Raw genomic sequence first — 15,822 nt, forward strand, 5'->3', positions numbered from 1 at the left:
TATATTCTTTACCTACAAGCACAATTTTAAATCGCTTGCCAAAGCTCTTTTATTACATCTATAAACAAAAAGAGACAGCATTTCGGCTGTCTCTTTTTCAAGATTAAAGTATCAAGAAGGTAGACTATATAAAATAAAACGAGCCTTCTTTGAAGGCTCGTAATAGATAAACAAATATGATATCAATTGTCTTATTTAATGCGCACAGGTACTTCCAGGTTTTCCCAACGAAGCGCAAAACCAGTAGCGGTTACCGCATAGGCTAAGCGCTCATTCATAGTGGAAGATGGAGAAGATTTTACTTTTACGGTCAGTACATCTTTAGCAGGGTCGCGGTTGGCTTCGCCAGAACGTTTCACGCCCCACTGACCGGTCTCAGAATTAAAGATGAACTGCCACTCCGTAGCACCCGGAATAGCAAAAAGACTGTATTTACCGGCAGGCAGTTGCTTACCTTCTACCATAATGTTTTTATCGGTTTCAAAAATGGTAGCCTCATTGGCTCCTGCACGCCACACCTGGTCAAAGGGTACCAGGTCACCCCATATTTTACGGCCTTTTACTGCGGGACTGCTATAGTTGATCGTGATGGTAGCATCACCTACTTTACCAGATGCCGTAGCTGGCGGGCTCGGACGAGTTGACTTATCGTTTTGGGCCCAGGATGTTGCCATTACAAAAAACAGAAGTAAGAAAGAAAGAAGGATTTTGTGATTCATACTGATTGTTTTTGGGTCGTCTTAAAGGTATTGACATTTGCACGCATATCCATGGTATTTTGTTGTACGGTAGTTATCCGGTATGTGTGAACGCTAAATGCAGAGCACGAAGAAGAAAAGGCTTGGCCTAGAGACAAAGAGAAAAGGAGGTAATATTTTAAGTTGCATGTTTATGATTTTTCATTATTCAGTTACCCGAATACATCTCACACCAAGACTAGCTTTCATTAAACATCACTCCATACAGTAAAGTCATTACCTAAACAGCAAGGATATATATTTCTTGAAGTTTCTAAGCTCTAACACTGCAGAACTTAGAAACCTCTGCAGTAAACACTACTGCATAAGTTCAACAATACTTAGCTTATTTCATCTATGAAAGCGCACAATTATGTAGTAACTTAATAGACTAAAAACCTTGACCGCATGCAACACCTGGTTTCAGAGCGCAAGCTCTTACTGGCAGCATTATTTATTTGCCTGGGAATGTTGTTTCTTACCCAGGTTATGTTATTCTCCTCTTCAGTTTTAGTTTCAGAAAAAGACCTGGTTCTATTAATACTGGCTATAGCCCTGTTGACTTTAGGCATAGTTCAAGTAGTGAAAGCTGTTAAACGAATCTAAGGTGTAGGTCTGCTAAAGGCCTACACTTTTTTTATTGTCCACCAAATGAGTTCGTGACAACCAAATACTTTTCTGCGCGCAACTTTTATACAGATACAATTCACCCTTTGTTTACTTGTAGTATTATGTTACCCACATCCCTGTAAACCCCATCCACCTCAACCATACAATATTGCGTTTATGAACACATCTGATCCATTTTCCACCATTCAACATATTGCAGGTGGCTATTGCCTGAACCGGTGTTTGCATGCAGTAGCAGAACTTGGCGTTGCCGATGTATTGGACGATACGCCACAAACTACTACCCAACTCGCCCAGGCCGTTGGAGCGAATCCGGATGCGCTATCAAGAGTGATACGACTGCTGGCCGCCTACCAGGTATTTGAAATGAACGGCAATAAGGTCTCTCATTCACCCGCTTCTTACCTTTTACGGCAGGATCATCCTCAATCCATGCGAAGCTTTGCACGCATGTTTGGACTATCTATTAATTGGAAAGCCTATGAAGGTTTTTACGAAACCATTCAAACTGGCCAACCTTCCTTAACATCTACAGGCAGTTTTTGGGAATACTTTGCTACTCACGAAAAAGAAAATCACATTTTCAATGCAGCTATGGCTGATAAGGCCAAAGGACAGATATATGGCATCTTGGGCACTTACGATTTTTCTGCGTTTAACCACGTTGGTGATATTGGAGGTGGCCGTGGTCACTTACTAATGGCCATCTTAAAAAAGACACCAAACGTCACAGGTATATTGTTTGACCTTCCACATGTAATTGACGAGGTAAAAAATATTGCTTCTGACAGACTCTCTTTACAGGCAGGTGATTTCTTTAAAGATGATCTGCCAGAATGCGATGCCTATGTGGTTATGGAAATTATACATGATTGGCCCGATGCTGAATCCATAGCTATTTTAAAGGCCATCCGTAAAGCAGCACCCACAAACGCCCGGCTGTTGTTAATTGAAACACTGGTGCCAGAAAATGCAGCACCCGACTGGTCAAAGATGTTAGACATACACATGCTCACATTGTTGGGAGGCCGTCAGCGCACACAAACAGAATATTCGACGCTTCTAGGAGCAGCTGGATTTAAATTAAACCAAGTGATAGATACTGGTACAGGCATTGCCATTTTAGAAGCTACGCCGTCATAAATGAAAGCAAAATGATAATAAGACATCAAATAGCGAAGACGTAAATAAAATGATCACCACAATAATGAACCAGCCAACACTTGCAATTCATGAAAATCGGTAGTATCTTAAAGTAGCAACCTTTCTTCTGCTAGCTTTCATTTAATATCCCTTCATTCGAAAACAACCAATCGTGTTGCAATATTGCGCATCCATAGCCTATTCTGACTACACATATAATTAAGGCTCCTACAGTACCACCCTTATACGCCGCAATTATTTGCGTGCTTAAGTATGTCCTTTTATTACCTCACCATAACCCCGATCAGAAATGAAACACATTGCAATCTCTTTAGTTCTTTTTAGTATGGCCGCTAGCACCTCTCTTATTGCTGTTGGTCAGAGCAACGATGAAGAAGCAATTAAAAACGCCATCAAAAACGGATGGGAAGTTAGTACCGCTAAAAATGCCAACGGCGTAAAAGCGGTATGGAAGCAAGACCCCAACGTAGTCAACACTTTTATAGGCCGCTTTAACTACACAAGAGCAAACGGCTGGGACAGTATTGCCGCTATTACCGACCGCAGCTTTAATGCCAACCCCAAACCGAGTCGCACCGGCTACAGCTTACGCAATTACAACATTCGCTCTAATGGCAACATGGCCTTTGCTGAATATGTTGCCGTTGTTACACCGGTAGACAGCGACCCTAATAGCTTCCCCTACGTCCCAGATAGCATTCACTTTAACACCTACCAGGTGCTGGAGAAAGTAAACGATCAATGGAAAACAGTTGCCCTTGTCAATACTAACCCAGAGAGCTATGAAACCAATACCGATCATGCTATTGAAACGGATATTAATGAGATTGGCTACCGGTTTTTAACGACTAAGCGATATAATGAGGCTATTGAAGTTTTTAAAACTAACGTTAAGCTCTATCCTAACATGTGGAATACATATGATAGCCTGGGAGAAGCCTATATGGCGGCCGGCAATAAAAAACTGGCCATTGAGAATTATGAGAAGTCAATGAAACTAAATCCAAAGAGTGAATCGGGCAAAGCTGCCCTAGCAAAATTGAAACAGCCTTGAGAATTTGCAGGCAACTCAAAAGCCATGGATTTAATTTAAGCAACTAGCTAAAAAAGACATGGCTTTTGATCCCACCAAATAAAACGCAGCGCACTATTACGCTACCATAATGGCTTCAACAAGTTTACCAACTTCCTGTTTTCAGGAATGCATTTATGTATGGGTGGCACAGGGTGTTTTAACACCTGAAAGGAAGTAAAATCACCGATATAATGAAATATGTATTGCTGCTCTTTAAATACTCTAGCCCGAGGGCTACCAAACAAAGAGTGGTCATACTTACCATTGATCTTTACTTCTACAGGCTCGCCCATTCGCAGATCACAAACCTTATAGGCAGGCCGACTGGGTTTCTGTATTGAAAGTGATTGATGACGAAGGTGCAATTCTAATTCTTCTGCAAGCGCCAGGTTAAAGTCACCAAACGGCCTCGGCACATCTAACACGAAGCAATTATTATCTTCTTTTTCTCGCCAAGGATACGGCTCAATGGTTTGGTCATCTATTATAGTAATTACATTACAGCGATGCAAGGCGGGATGTGCAAGCACCTGCTCTGGCAAGTAAAGTTGCTGATCTGCCACAAAGCCATTTACCGACTCCGCATCTTGCCACTCCAGCTTGTGCTTACGATCGGCAAATGATTTTTCATCCTTGTAGTAGTACAAAATTTTGCTGAATACCTGCAGGATCTTGACAGGCTTTTTTAAGGTTACAACAGTAGCTTTCACAACAGCCAATTAAAAATGAAACTTGCAATGTAGGAAAATTTTCACCCCTTACGCATGAAGTACGACGGATCGTTTTTTATAATAGCTTTTAGCCATTAGGGAAAGCGGTATACCAATACAGACAATCAGGATCAACATATTGATCAACGCCCCATCCCAACGAAAGGGTGGCCTGGACACGTTTGATAAAGGAACAACAATTAAGTTCATTATCATCCAGACAATGATACCATATACTATACCTGAAAGGAGGCCAATCTTTCTAAGACCATCTATCCGTGAAAAAAGCCAAAAGAAGATAAAGGCAAACGTAGTGGCTATTATATAATGAAACACCAGACCGGCTACCATCATTTCAGCGCCACCAGCAAAGGCCGCTTTACCAAAAATACCACTGGCAACAAATGTCAATACACGCAGTGGGTTATTGCCCGTTCTGATAAAGTAATAAAGGAAGGCAGCTGAAATATCCAGCGTTCCTACAATAAGACCTGCTTTTAGAGGTTTCAAATTGAATCTATGCATTGCGTTTAATTAAATCCATTCGTATAACTCTACTACAGCTAAAGTACCTATCACCATTTAGCTCCACATATAACTCGGCTTCCCACAGTAAAATAGAAAAATAAAAAGAAAATATAAATAGGAGAAGGCTTCTCCTATCATGCCATCAATACACTGTATCACACAATGCATGTATACTAAATATCAACAGACTCCAACTTTGAATAGCTTTGCATTCACTACAAACCTATCACCCATATTATGATCCAACTACGAGATGCCCAATTTTCGGATTACAAAGCCATAGCCAAGCTTCATGCTGATAGTTGGAAGAAAACCTATAGAGGCATCTATAGCGAGCAATTCTTAGATCATGAAGTAGAACAAGACCGTGCAGTCCTATGGCACGATCGCCTTTTCAACCCTGGCAGCCAGCAACAAGTAGTGGTAGCTGTTCAAGAGGAAATCATTGTGGGCTTTGCTTGTTTGTTTTTAAACGATCATCCCCAATATGGTACGTTACTGGACAACCTGCATGTATTAGCCAGCTATCAGAAAGCGGGCATTGGCAAACAGCTGCTACAGGAATGTGCCCGTCGTATCATCAATAAGGCCCAAAGTCACAAAATGTATTTATGGGTGTATGAATCTAATGAAAATGCCCGCCGTGTTTATGAGCACCTGGGTACTACATACATAGAAACAGTAGAGCAACCTACCCCTAGCGGTATTACAGCACCTGCATGTCGGTATGCTTGGTCTGACGTAGCAGTATTGCTACCTAGTTGATACGGCACTTTGCCCAATTACACTTATGCTATGCTATTATTTTGGTAACATTATAGGAAACACCGACTCAAGAACCAGTGGTAGAAATACCTCCTCAAAACTCCAGCTTCCAAACCACATTGGAAGGAGATGATTGATCTATATATCCGCCAGAGGTATAAGTAAGAACTAAAACTTGGAAATGCAATCATCCTACTAGAACTCCAGCTGACAAACAAGGTCTATTAAGAACACATCGTTTACTCTTCCACCAGCCAGGTAAATGGTATTACCAACCGAAACTATGGCACCGCCAACGATCACGTCCGATGCCTCTCCTATCGACCAGGTATTGGTAGCGATATCATAAATATCAAATTGATTGGTTTTATCGGGATCATGCCTGTAGAAAATGATCTTATTATCTTTTACAACGGCTTGCTGCCCTTGAGATCCTATCCATTGCGCCGGCCTGAATAAAACAGCTTCAGCCACGCTGCCTGCCTGCACGTTCTTCATTTCCACAAAGCAGTCCGCCGCCCAATAGATCTGGTTACCAACAGCTACACCGGTTACATTTCCCATGGGTCTTTTCAATACATCGGTTGTCCAGGCATTAGTAGCATTACTATATACATCTATACGAGTAGAGGGTTCAAGGCTAGTGCTATTTTTGGTTTTAGTACCGCCAGCAAAATAGATCTTCCCATTCAGCGCCACAGCCGATATATTGGCCCTTGCTTCACTTAACTGGGCTACAGACCACAGACCTGTTGTAAGATCATAAACATCTACTGTTGAGGACGTCAAGTACAATCCTTTTTTACCACCGGCAAAAAACACTTTATTGCCTACAGCAGCGGCCGCTACATTGGTCCTTGCTTCACTTAAATGCGACACTGTCCAAGTATTAGTAGCCGCATCATAAATATCAACAGTGGCATAGGGCGTTAATGAAACATCATTGTACAATTGCCCACCGGCAAAAAACACTTTGTTACCAGCTACAACTGTGGCCATGTTACTCCTTGCCTGGCTCAACTCTACCTTTGACCAGGCACGGGTAGTTACATTATATATATCTATTCGTGAGGAAACATAACTTCCATCTTGCTTTATGCCACCCGCATACAGAATCTTATTGCCAACGGCGGCCACTGAAATTCCATACCGTGCCTGCGAAAGTTTACCAATAGGTACAATTTGCGCATTGACTGTTGGCCGAATACTGTTGTCGCAACGTGTTGAAGAAACGGGAGATGTGGAAGATGGTGGTGGCGTTGTTGGTGTAGTTACCGGGTCCGCGCCTTTTTCTTTACCACAAGAAGATAAGGCTGCGAGTACAGCCACCAGGTAGCTTATACACCGTAATTGCAGGTTCATTGCATACTACTTTACACGTGAAAAATCAGGGACAATCGTGAGGGTAATCGTAAAGTAGTATGCAGCAATTTCTAAACCATGGCGGCTAAAAAAGCATCGTTTAAAGTAGCGTCAAATAAGCAAGCCGTTTTATTGACTGGAATCATGCACATACTATATTTTTTTGGCAACTAACCCCAAAACCACCTATGTTTTGCTATAGTGTCAATAGCATTTTATTGACAAAGCCAATCGTTGAAGACACCTGCAAATCATTTTTTGTTTTTTATCACTGTCAACTGTCCGAGAACTTCTACACCTTATGCTGGTATACAAAATAGCCGCCCTACTTTTTAACTGAAATTGTTCCGTGGCAAACAAGAACGATCATTTTAGACACCAACATTATATCATCGGCCAGTCATTATAGGCAACGCTCAACGAAATAAATAACCATCCAGCATCATGTAGACGAGTTCAGCATGTTCATCTTGCAATAGTTGGCAACCATTTACTTTCCAGCTTTAAATTATTGGCTTCGTATCTTTCCTCCTTGATACCTACCAAATGCTGCTCACAAAACTTAAGTTTTACACCCTGTTACAACTACTTGCTTTAAGCATTTTGCTGCTTTATCAAGGTGTCTGGTTGATCAGTAATACCACGCAAGGGCAGATTATAAATTTTGGCAAGATTCCGCCTCGCAGCTCTCATCGAATAGAGCATTCAGGAACGGTAGTAGTGAACTATACCGTAAACGGCACCACCTATGAAAAAGAATACACGCGCAATGGCATACCTCTCTGGCAAAAGACAGTGCGCATTCGCTACTTACTATTTGCACCATCCTTTAGCAACCAAGATTCTTTTATTGGACAATGGGTAGGCCCGCTGATCATTTTACTGATTTTCTTTTTGGCTTCCTGTATGTTACTACTCATGCACAACACTGTATTTCCAAAAGGAACGTTGTTTGAGTTAAGTCGCCAATACCCCTACATAAAAATGCACGAGTTCCTTCCATATCATTCGAATGAGCAGTAACAAAAACATCAACAGGGAATGATCTCCCTTTTATTTGTTTACGTTCAAATTCTATACGCTTGCATGTACTTGTAAACGTATTTCAGGACAAGACCCAATTACCCCACGCAGTGAAACCCCTGCTTAAACAGTGAGCTTATAATCCTGTCAATCCTACTAAACCAATAATCCGCGGTCCATTACTCCAATACAAACTGCCCATCCTTATAGATCACTTTTTCCGTACCATCTTGCAAGCGTGCTGTTACGGTCCTATCACTGGTGCTGATAATATCGGTGTGCACCTTGGGGCAACTGTTATAGCCCATTTCTGCCCATTGCTCTTCAGTAACCGCCCCCCAGTCGCCCGGGAATGTATCCTTATATGCATTACCCAAGGCAATATGCGTGTTACCAAATGCGCCGCCCATATTCTCATCAAACAAGGTATTGGCCATGAATTTTGTAATGCGCGAATGGCGCTTATCCGTCAGTGAATACTCGCCTACTTTATCAGCATTTTCCTGTGCGATCATTTCTTTCAAAGCATCTTCATTTTCCGTAGCCGATGAAGACACTACCACCCCATTTTCAAATTGGAGTGTTATGTCTGATATGCGTTTACCCGAGTAATACAGAGGCTGGTTGAAATGTATAGTACCATTGGTACCGCGCCAATCGGGAGAAGTAAATATTTCAAAGCTGGGAATGTTCTTACCACCACCGCTCAGCCACTTTCTGTTAGGCCCAATCTTCACTTGCAGATCTACATCGCTACCCTTGATATGTAGTGTATCAATTTCAAGCGCATCCAACTTATCCTTTATATCTTCTATCTCCCTTTGTACAGTTTTCCATTTGCTTACCGGATCATCTTCGCGTAAGTAGCAGGCTTCAATGATCTGCTCCCAGTACTCTTCTAACGATAAGCCAGCTTCTTCTGCCATGGATGATGTACCGTATAAGCAAAGTGTCCATGAAAGTTTCCCAGCCTGCTCCTTTAGTTCCCGCATCTTCATATAGGGTGCACGGGCACTATTCATCCTACTGATCTTAGATGCGGGTATGCCTTCCAGGTAGTGAATATCGGGCTCTGATATAATAAACAAAATATGATCGGTAGCATCTACAATACCCTGCCAATACGGTTTGGCAAAGAAGCCAATTTGATCATCCGTACCATTCTGCAATAGAAAGCGTATAAGGCTATTGTCTTTTATGTTGTTTGGCTGATAGTTAGTAATGAGGTTACCGCCGGCTTCATACACTTCTTTAGCAATGGCCATAAACAAGTCTTTCGTATACTCCTGTCCTACCAGGAATACCGTATCGCCCTTCTTTATTCCCTCACCGTTATTAACGGCATAGTGTACCATTACCTGCGCGTATTTCTTCAACAGACTCTCATCTAGCTTCATCATATGGCTATTTGTTTATTCCTGTGAAGTTAAAGAGGAATGAGGAAGAAATGTTAAGTGAGTGGTGAGCTTAGTCCACGGACGACAGACGACGGTCCACAGTAGGAAAGTCAATGGCCAGTGAGTCATCGGTCATTAGGTATGACAGTAATGAACTGTGTGTAATGAGCTATGAGCTGATTGGCCTGTTTATAACGCTTACTACGCTTTTAAAGTAGGGCAGTCGAGAAGCAATAAATGGACTTAAAAAAGCAGCTACTACTTGGTAATAAAAAAAGGAATATGTAAAATACACGATGGCAAAAGGGAAGAATAATGTCATAAGAAAAGATATGGCAACATACAGCAAGCCATTAATTGCAGCCAATTTCACAATTACATGTCTTATTTTAATGTAGCCCAAGATCAAGCAAATGCCCACGACCCAAAAAACGTGTAAAGTAAAAGCCGTAGTATTATTATGTCTGTTGCGTCTCTAATTGAGCCTCTTAAACTAATGACAGGAGTATTATAGAGAATGATGTTCTCTACCTGGAAAAATATAAGCAATAATATATATTCTATAACCAGTAAGGTAAAGCCGTACCAAATGGTATTGAGTATTCTTTTCATTTACTTTCTTTAGAATGTCTACATCCACCCATGAATTACAATACCTAAGGCTTTAGTTCCCAATACGGTTACGCTCCTCTCCATTGCTTTGCTCCAGGTTTTTCTTTGTGAATGTTTTTCCGGAAGTAAAGCTGTAGGTAAACGCCAAGCCTAACAATCGTGTCTGGCGTTTTTGATAAAAGTTTACCAGCACCCCTTTATAACTGGTACGTTCTTTTTCACGCAGCAGGTTAAACGGATCGGTAACAAAAAGACGCACGCGGCCATTGCTTTTTTTAAACACCTTGCGTGTCAGGCCCACATCAGTATACAGCTGGTACACCACCTGCGAATTAGCTCTTACAGTGGCCGATTGATAGTCGGCAACTACATACAGATCGGCAATCTTTTTCAGCGTAAAGTTTTGAATGGTTTGAGCTGTAAAAGAGGTTTGGTGCTGCTCAAAATCAGCTATCGAATAGGAAAGATTATAGAGTGAAAAACTATTGGTAGCAGTCCATCCTTTTACAATTGTTACAGGCATATTCAAGGAAACACCATACTCTGTAGTCTTGTCAAAGTTTTGATATTGATACTCCATGACATTATTGTCAAGAGACTGGCCCAACTGGGCAATCGTATTGACCGTACTTGAATAATAAACACTACCGGAATACCCTTTGGCCCCATTGAATCCCGCTTCCAGCTTATGCGTATACTGCGGCTTCAACGCCGGGTTGCCCATCATTACAGAATAATTATCTACCTGCAGGCGGTAAGGATTTAATTCACTAAAGCCAGGCCGTTGTAAGCGCCGTGCATAATTCAGGAAAACCGCATTGTTCTTGGCCAGCGTTTGCATTAGATATACGGAAGGGAACAGGCCAACATAGTTCCTTTCAAACCGATCACCCGAGGTCAGGTTGTAGCCTTTGCTATTGGTTCCTTCTACACGCAGTCCTGCTTTGATAGTAGTGTGCTTGTGCAATACAGACAATGTGGCATAGGCCATCAGCAGGCGCTCATTGTACCGAAACCGGTTGCTATTGGGGTTCACTACCCAACTACTGTTGTGCCAGTCTTCACGAAACACTTCATTGTCTCGTTTTAGCAAGGAATATTTTACTCCACTGGTAATGTCCAGCTGCTTCATTACGTGTTTGCTAAAATCTGCCTGCGCACTATAATTACGGTTATAGTTAGGCGTTTGATTACGATACTGGTTGTCTTGCAATGGGTCGGAGTACCGGGCCTCAAACTGGTTGGTTTCTTCACGGTTGCTGTTGGTATAATCGCCAATGATCTTTAGTTGTGTACCCAGGCTGTCGATCTTCCAGGCATAGTTGATGGTCGTATTGAACAGCGATGGCTTGCGCACCCAATCAGAAGTAGCCTGGCCGGTAGTAATGGCATTACCCGATTGGTAATAGGTAGCGGTAGCAAAGTCATTCAATAGTTGGTTACTATTGCCCACTGTTTGAACCCCCAGGGTGTGTGCACGGTTTATATCATAGCCAAAGCCCAGACGGTATTGCTGGCGCTGGTTGCGGTTGCGCCGATCAATACTGCTTTCCAGAAAATCGTTACTTGCATATAGTATTTTATTAGAACCCCAGGAGGTATTGCGTTCAGACACCAACGAGCCACCGCCAAATAGATAGAATTGTTTAATCTTATAATCCAGTGAGGCACCCCCACTTCCATAAGGGCTTCCATCTTGCGAGCGGTATTGTGCATTTACCGATCCATTCAAGCCATCTTTCCGCCCTTTCTTGAGCACAATGTGAATGATACCACCACTACCGGCTGCTTCAAATTCGGCAGGCGGGTTGTGGATGATCTCAATGCGGGCAATGTCTTCGCTCTTGATCGTCTTCAGGTATTCGGCCAGGTCTTCACCCGACATGCGCTGCACTACATCGTTGATCATTACGCTTACCCCCTGCCCGCCTCTCAGCTGCAGCGAGCCATCGGGCTTTACCCATACGCCGGGCGATTTCTGCAACACTTCTAACCCAGAGTGCCCTGTAGCCAGGAAGCTATTCTCAACGTTTACAATATAGCGATCTACTTTCTGTGTAACCAAGGGACGCTTGGCAGTAACTGTTACGCCAGCCAGTACAGCTCGCTCTTCGGCCAGCTGCAGGCTAGTTAGTGCTGTTGTATCGGGGTAAATAAAGCTTTTGTTAAAAGATTGGAACCCTAGCAAAGAGACGGTAAGTGTATACCGCTGTCCGCGGTTGAAAGTGTACCCTATTCGATAGGAACCATCCTTATCTGTAACGGAAGCCGCCTGCTGCACACTATCCTTCAAGAGAATAACCGTAGCCATCGTCAGTGGTTTGCGTTCCACATCTGTTACGCGGCCCTCTAAAACCGATTGGGCTTGAGCGGAAAACGCGGCAACTAAAACAAGGGCAATAAGAGCGAGCAGGCACTTTGCAGACATGAATAGGATAGGGATATATGTGTCAGTATTGATTGTATGGGTTAAAGATAGGACATAGCTGCTGAGCAGTCTTGGTTATTGATCGCAATAAAGAGCCTGCCGCACGCCCCACCCCAAAGGGGAGGGTCGCGCGGCAAAAGCTTGGCTCGTGAATGGTGAATATTGTGAAGCGTCAAGCCGGAAACGTAAATGGAGTGCTTTGCGCTGAATGGTGTCCCGCAGATGGCGCCGATTGGTGCGGAAGATTTGAACCACAGAAACACCGGGTGCAGGGAGAGGCACAAAGGAGCGGCTATTTAGGTTTAAGAATAAAATGTAGCAATCATTACTTAAAACTCCAGCTTCCACACCTGGTCGGTCAAGGAACCATTTATTTTTCCTCCCGCCAAATAAACCGTATTACCTACTGAAATAATAGACGTGCCTAAAACACCTATTGGAACTTGACCTATCAACCATTCCTTTGTGGCTATATCATAAATATCAAACTCATTAGCGGGTTCTGTGTTATGTCTAAAAAATATGATCTTATTGTCCTTTATCACTGCCTGCTGCCCTAGTGGGCTCATCCAGCTACTGCCACGATACAGAAGCGCTTCTTCACTTTGCCTGCTCTGTACGTCATTTATTTCAACATTACATCCACAGGCCCAATAGATTTTGTTTGCGGCAGCAACACCTGTTATACTCCCCATAGGCCTTTTTAGAGCCGCCCTAGACCAAGTGTTTGATGCCTGATCATAAATATCTACACTGTTGGATTCTTCATCTTCCCAGCCATAGAGCAACTTTGAACCACCAGCAAAATAAATTTTATTATCCAACATAATGGCCGACATATTGTACCTATCTGCACTTAATTGCATAACCGACCAGGCACGCGTAGAAAGATCATAAATGTCTACTACAGTAGAAGAAACACCTTTGGAATTTATACCGCCGGCAAAAAAGACTTTATTGCCCACTGCAGCAGCAGCTATAGCATACCTTGGCGCACTTAAGCTATCCACCGTCCAGGTATTAGTAGCGGCATCATAAACATCGACAGTAGCATACATATCACTCCGCATTCCACCTGCAAAAAATGCTTTGTTTCCAGCCGCTACAGCCGCCATATGGGAGCGCGCCTCGCTTAGTTCAGCTGAGGACCATGAATTAGATGTTACGTCATAAATATCTACCCTTGACGAACTGTGTGTATTATTGGTTTCCCAGGCACCAGCAAACAATATTTTATTTCCAACAGCCACTACAGCCATTCCACTTCTTGCCTGCGAAAGCTTTCCAACGGGAACCAACTGCGCGCCAATCGCCCGGCGGCTGCTACTCGAACAGATATCCAAATTAACAACAGGCGGTGGCGGAGGCGGAGGTGGCGGTGATGAATTCGTTGTTGTAGTAGATACTTCGTCTTTATGACAGGCAATCATAATAGTGAAGAAAGCTAACGCGTAGCTTATACCTTGGTATTTCATTGCTCATAGCTTTAGCGTGAAGAATATCCGTAAGGATAGAGCGCGAATGAGCTGGTTAAATCCATAGAAAAAGGAAGCGAAACATGCAAAGCTATAGTGTTTTAATAGTATAATATTCTATCACCATCTACTTCTACGTACTACAATAAATACGTCCAACTAAACGCACTCACATACTACCATTTTGCATTGATGATTTTTAATTTATAATCGAATCATAATCAATGCTGACGCTATAAACAAGTGTACTATTTACCAGCAATACACGAAGGCTGGCAATGACAGCTGTCGTTTGTTGCTTACATAAGATTCCTCTTAGTCAACTACTGCCCGTATTCAGGCTATAAGCATACGCTATCTTGGAAAAGTAGGGTATGTTGCCAGTGCACTAACAGTTGATCAGTGTATACAGACTGAGAGGGGTTAGGAAAAGACATTACTATCGAGTCAACAAGTATATAACAGGATAGTGTATACTATTTTTCTTAGCTCATCTATTGCAACCCTGCTTACCCATCCCTAACTTCATAAGACATCTCCTTATCTTTTCCCGAATACCAATACACCGCCTTTATCATGTGATGTAGAGACCAGTCACACGGTGACTGACTTTCGTACGTGAAACCAATATACCCAACCAGAGTTAAATCAACCTCCGGTTGCCAGCATTTGTTTTTTCAACACTCTAAACCCATATGTCATGTCTTTGAAATTGTTTATTCAAGATTTTTACCTGAACGCCATTAACGAAAAAGCAAAAACAAGAAGCCTGCTAGAGCCTTATGTTGCCGACGAATCTCTTCTGGAACATGTAGACCTCTTTGAAATGGGATTTCCTAAATACCGTATCGAAATTGAGGACATGGTAGAAGAAGGTAACAAGATCGTTCTGCGGGCCCGATTCCAGGGACGTCATGACGGCCCATTCAACGGTATTCCCCCAACCAATAAAGTAGTAGATCTGCCTTTTATGATCATGTATCATATTGAGAATGGCAAAATTGTTCACCATTGGTTAATAGGCGATCAACTTGCCATGCTCACTGCATTGGGTGTTATTCAAATGGAAGCTCAGTCTGCATGACCAAGAGCTTATTTATTAAATAGATTCATTGGTTTTGTTTTATTAGCCAGTTTACAAGCCCTATCTTCCCGCTGCCGGTCTAAGCCTCATGGCTTAGACCTTTTTTATTCAACCACTTTAAACAATACCAGGTAATGAAGATTTACTTTTCGTAACAGCTACCTTCGTAAATACATGAACATAGAATTGCTTTTAGAGGAAAACAAGACCAATGGTTTATTAGCCAATGGCAATTGGAAGCATACCGACTATTATGAACTAGATTCGGGCAGCAACTATTTTGGCTGTGTGAATTTGATCTGCCTTTCCAAGCAAGTCACCACCAATGAAGCAGATGCCCTCCTATATTTGTTTCAACGCATCCATAGCGGTACGGTCACAAAAGACAACAATCCCATTTCAGCAAACGAGCTGCGGCATTGGCTGATCGGTGCTGGTTATATAGGATCAACGGAAGGCGTAAACGCTGGCGCCAGAGGATCATCGCAAGGAGTTAAACTGACACTACAAACAGCAGCCAACAAAGTGCAGGATATCATTGAGGCGCAGTTAGAATCAAAGGAGCTGCGTGTATTTAAAAATGGCCAGGAGATCACGCCTCTATCCCCCTTCAACGTACAACAAGTAATAGCTGTTACTGCCTTTAAAGATACAGAAGACGACTACCTGTACTTTATTGAAACCGATACGGATTGGATATATTTAAATGCGGGTACAGGAGCATAAATGTTTGAGCTTACATACCAAGCACACGCCCCCGCCCCTAAAGGGGAGCGGCCCAAGCACAGGTACCCCGCAGATAGCGCCGATGGCGCAGCGTTTTGAACCACAG

At 42.7% G+C, this 15,822-nt stretch carries 14 protein-coding genes; 7 read left to right on the forward strand and 7 right to left on the reverse strand.

Features of this window, described 5'->3' with window-relative positions:
- Nucleotides 1-191 precede the first annotated feature (191 nt).
- Entirely contained in the window at nt 192-719 is a 528-nt protein-coding gene (locus tag SY85_RS12990; protein WP_066405144.1) for a DUF2911 domain-containing protein, read from the reverse strand.
- A 426-nt stretch (nt 720-1,145) separates the two neighbouring features.
- On the opposite strand from SY85_RS12990, the gene SY85_RS12995 reads away from it, so the two are divergent.
- The 3 genes from SY85_RS12995 (at nt 1,146) to SY85_RS13005 (ending at nt 3,585) form a co-directional block, all read left to right on the forward strand.
- On the forward strand, nt 1,146-1,343 hold the full coding sequence (locus SY85_RS12995) for a hypothetical protein (protein WP_066405148.1): 198 nt from the start codon (nt 1,146-1,148) through the stop codon (nt 1,341-1,343).
- Between the two features lie 180 nt (nt 1,344-1,523).
- Entirely contained in the window at nt 1,524-2,510 is a 987-nt protein-coding gene (locus SY85_RS13000) for a methyltransferase (RefSeq protein ID WP_066405150.1), read from the forward strand.
- Nucleotides 2,511-2,820: 310 nt separating this feature from the next.
- Nucleotides 2,821-3,585 (forward strand): tetratricopeptide repeat protein, encoded by a 765-nt coding sequence (locus tag SY85_RS13005; RefSeq protein ID WP_066405152.1) that lies wholly within the window; start codon nt 2,821-2,823, stop codon nt 3,583-3,585.
- A gap of 101 nt (nt 3,586-3,686) precedes the next feature.
- Here the strand turns inward: SY85_RS13005 and SY85_RS13010 are convergent, their stop codons facing one another.
- Complete coding sequence (locus SY85_RS13010; RefSeq protein ID WP_148661182.1) at nt 3,687-4,316, reverse strand: hypothetical protein; 630 nt, start codon at nt 4,314-4,316, stop codon at nt 3,687-3,689.
- Between the two features lie 48 nt (nt 4,317-4,364).
- A complete protein-coding gene (locus SY85_RS13015) occupies nt 4,365-4,841 on the reverse strand; it encodes a DUF1440 domain-containing protein (protein ID WP_066405156.1) in 477 nt (158 codons plus the stop codon).
- A gap of 240 nt (nt 4,842-5,081) precedes the next feature.
- Here SY85_RS13015 and SY85_RS13020 point away from each other — a divergent pair, with 240 nt between their 5' ends.
- Nucleotides 5,082-5,609: a GNAT family N-acetyltransferase gene (locus tag SY85_RS13020; RefSeq protein WP_066405158.1), complete on the forward strand. Its 528-nt coding sequence runs from the start codon at nt 5,082-5,084 to the stop codon at nt 5,607-5,609.
- 195 nt (nt 5,610-5,804) lie between these two features.
- Here the strand turns inward: SY85_RS13020 and SY85_RS13025 are convergent, their stop codons facing one another.
- On the reverse strand, nt 5,805-6,971 hold the full coding sequence (locus SY85_RS13025; protein ID WP_066405159.1) for a Kelch repeat-containing protein: 1,167 nt from the start codon (nt 6,969-6,971) through the stop codon (nt 5,805-5,807).
- A 546-nt stretch (nt 6,972-7,517) separates the two neighbouring features.
- Between SY85_RS13025 and SY85_RS13030 the strand changes: the two genes are divergently transcribed.
- On the forward strand, nt 7,518-7,994 hold the full coding sequence (locus SY85_RS13030; protein WP_066405160.1) for a hypothetical protein: 477 nt from the start codon (nt 7,518-7,520) through the stop codon (nt 7,992-7,994).
- Between the two features lie 179 nt (nt 7,995-8,173).
- Here the strand turns inward: SY85_RS13030 and SY85_RS13035 are convergent, their stop codons facing one another.
- The 3 genes from SY85_RS13035 to SY85_RS13050 form a co-directional block, all read right to left on the reverse strand.
- Nucleotides 8,174-9,394 carry an aminopeptidase gene (locus SY85_RS13035; protein ID WP_226998825.1) on the reverse strand — a complete coding sequence of 407 codons (1,221 nt, stop codon included), beginning with the start codon at nt 9,392-9,394 and terminating at the stop codon, nt 8,174-8,176.
- Between the two features lie 661 nt (nt 9,395-10,055).
- Nucleotides 10,056-12,431, reverse strand: a complete 2,376-nt coding sequence (locus tag SY85_RS13045) for a TonB-dependent receptor domain-containing protein (protein WP_066405165.1) — start codon at nt 12,429-12,431, stop codon at nt 10,056-10,058.
- 329 nt (nt 12,432-12,760) lie between these two features.
- Nucleotides 12,761-13,906: a Kelch repeat-containing protein gene (locus tag SY85_RS13050; protein ID WP_066405167.1), complete on the reverse strand. Its 1,146-nt coding sequence runs from the start codon at nt 13,904-13,906 to the stop codon at nt 12,761-12,763.
- Nucleotides 13,907-14,606: 700 nt separating this feature from the next.
- Here SY85_RS13050 and SY85_RS13055 point away from each other — a divergent pair.
- Together SY85_RS13055 and SY85_RS13060 are read left to right on the forward strand one after the other, a co-directional pair.
- Nucleotides 14,607-14,990 (forward strand): ester cyclase, encoded by a 384-nt coding sequence (locus SY85_RS13055; RefSeq protein WP_066405169.1) that lies wholly within the window; start codon nt 14,607-14,609, stop codon nt 14,988-14,990.
- Between the two features lie 174 nt (nt 14,991-15,164).
- A complete protein-coding gene (locus SY85_RS13060; RefSeq protein WP_066405171.1) occupies nt 15,165-15,716 on the forward strand; it encodes a hypothetical protein in 552 nt (183 codons plus the stop codon).
- Nucleotides 15,717-15,822: the final 106 nt, after the last annotated feature.

It is taken from the genome of Flavisolibacter tropicus (assembly GCF_001644645.1).
GTDB lineage: Bacteria > Bacteroidota > Bacteroidia > Chitinophagales > Chitinophagaceae > Flavisolibacter > Flavisolibacter tropicus.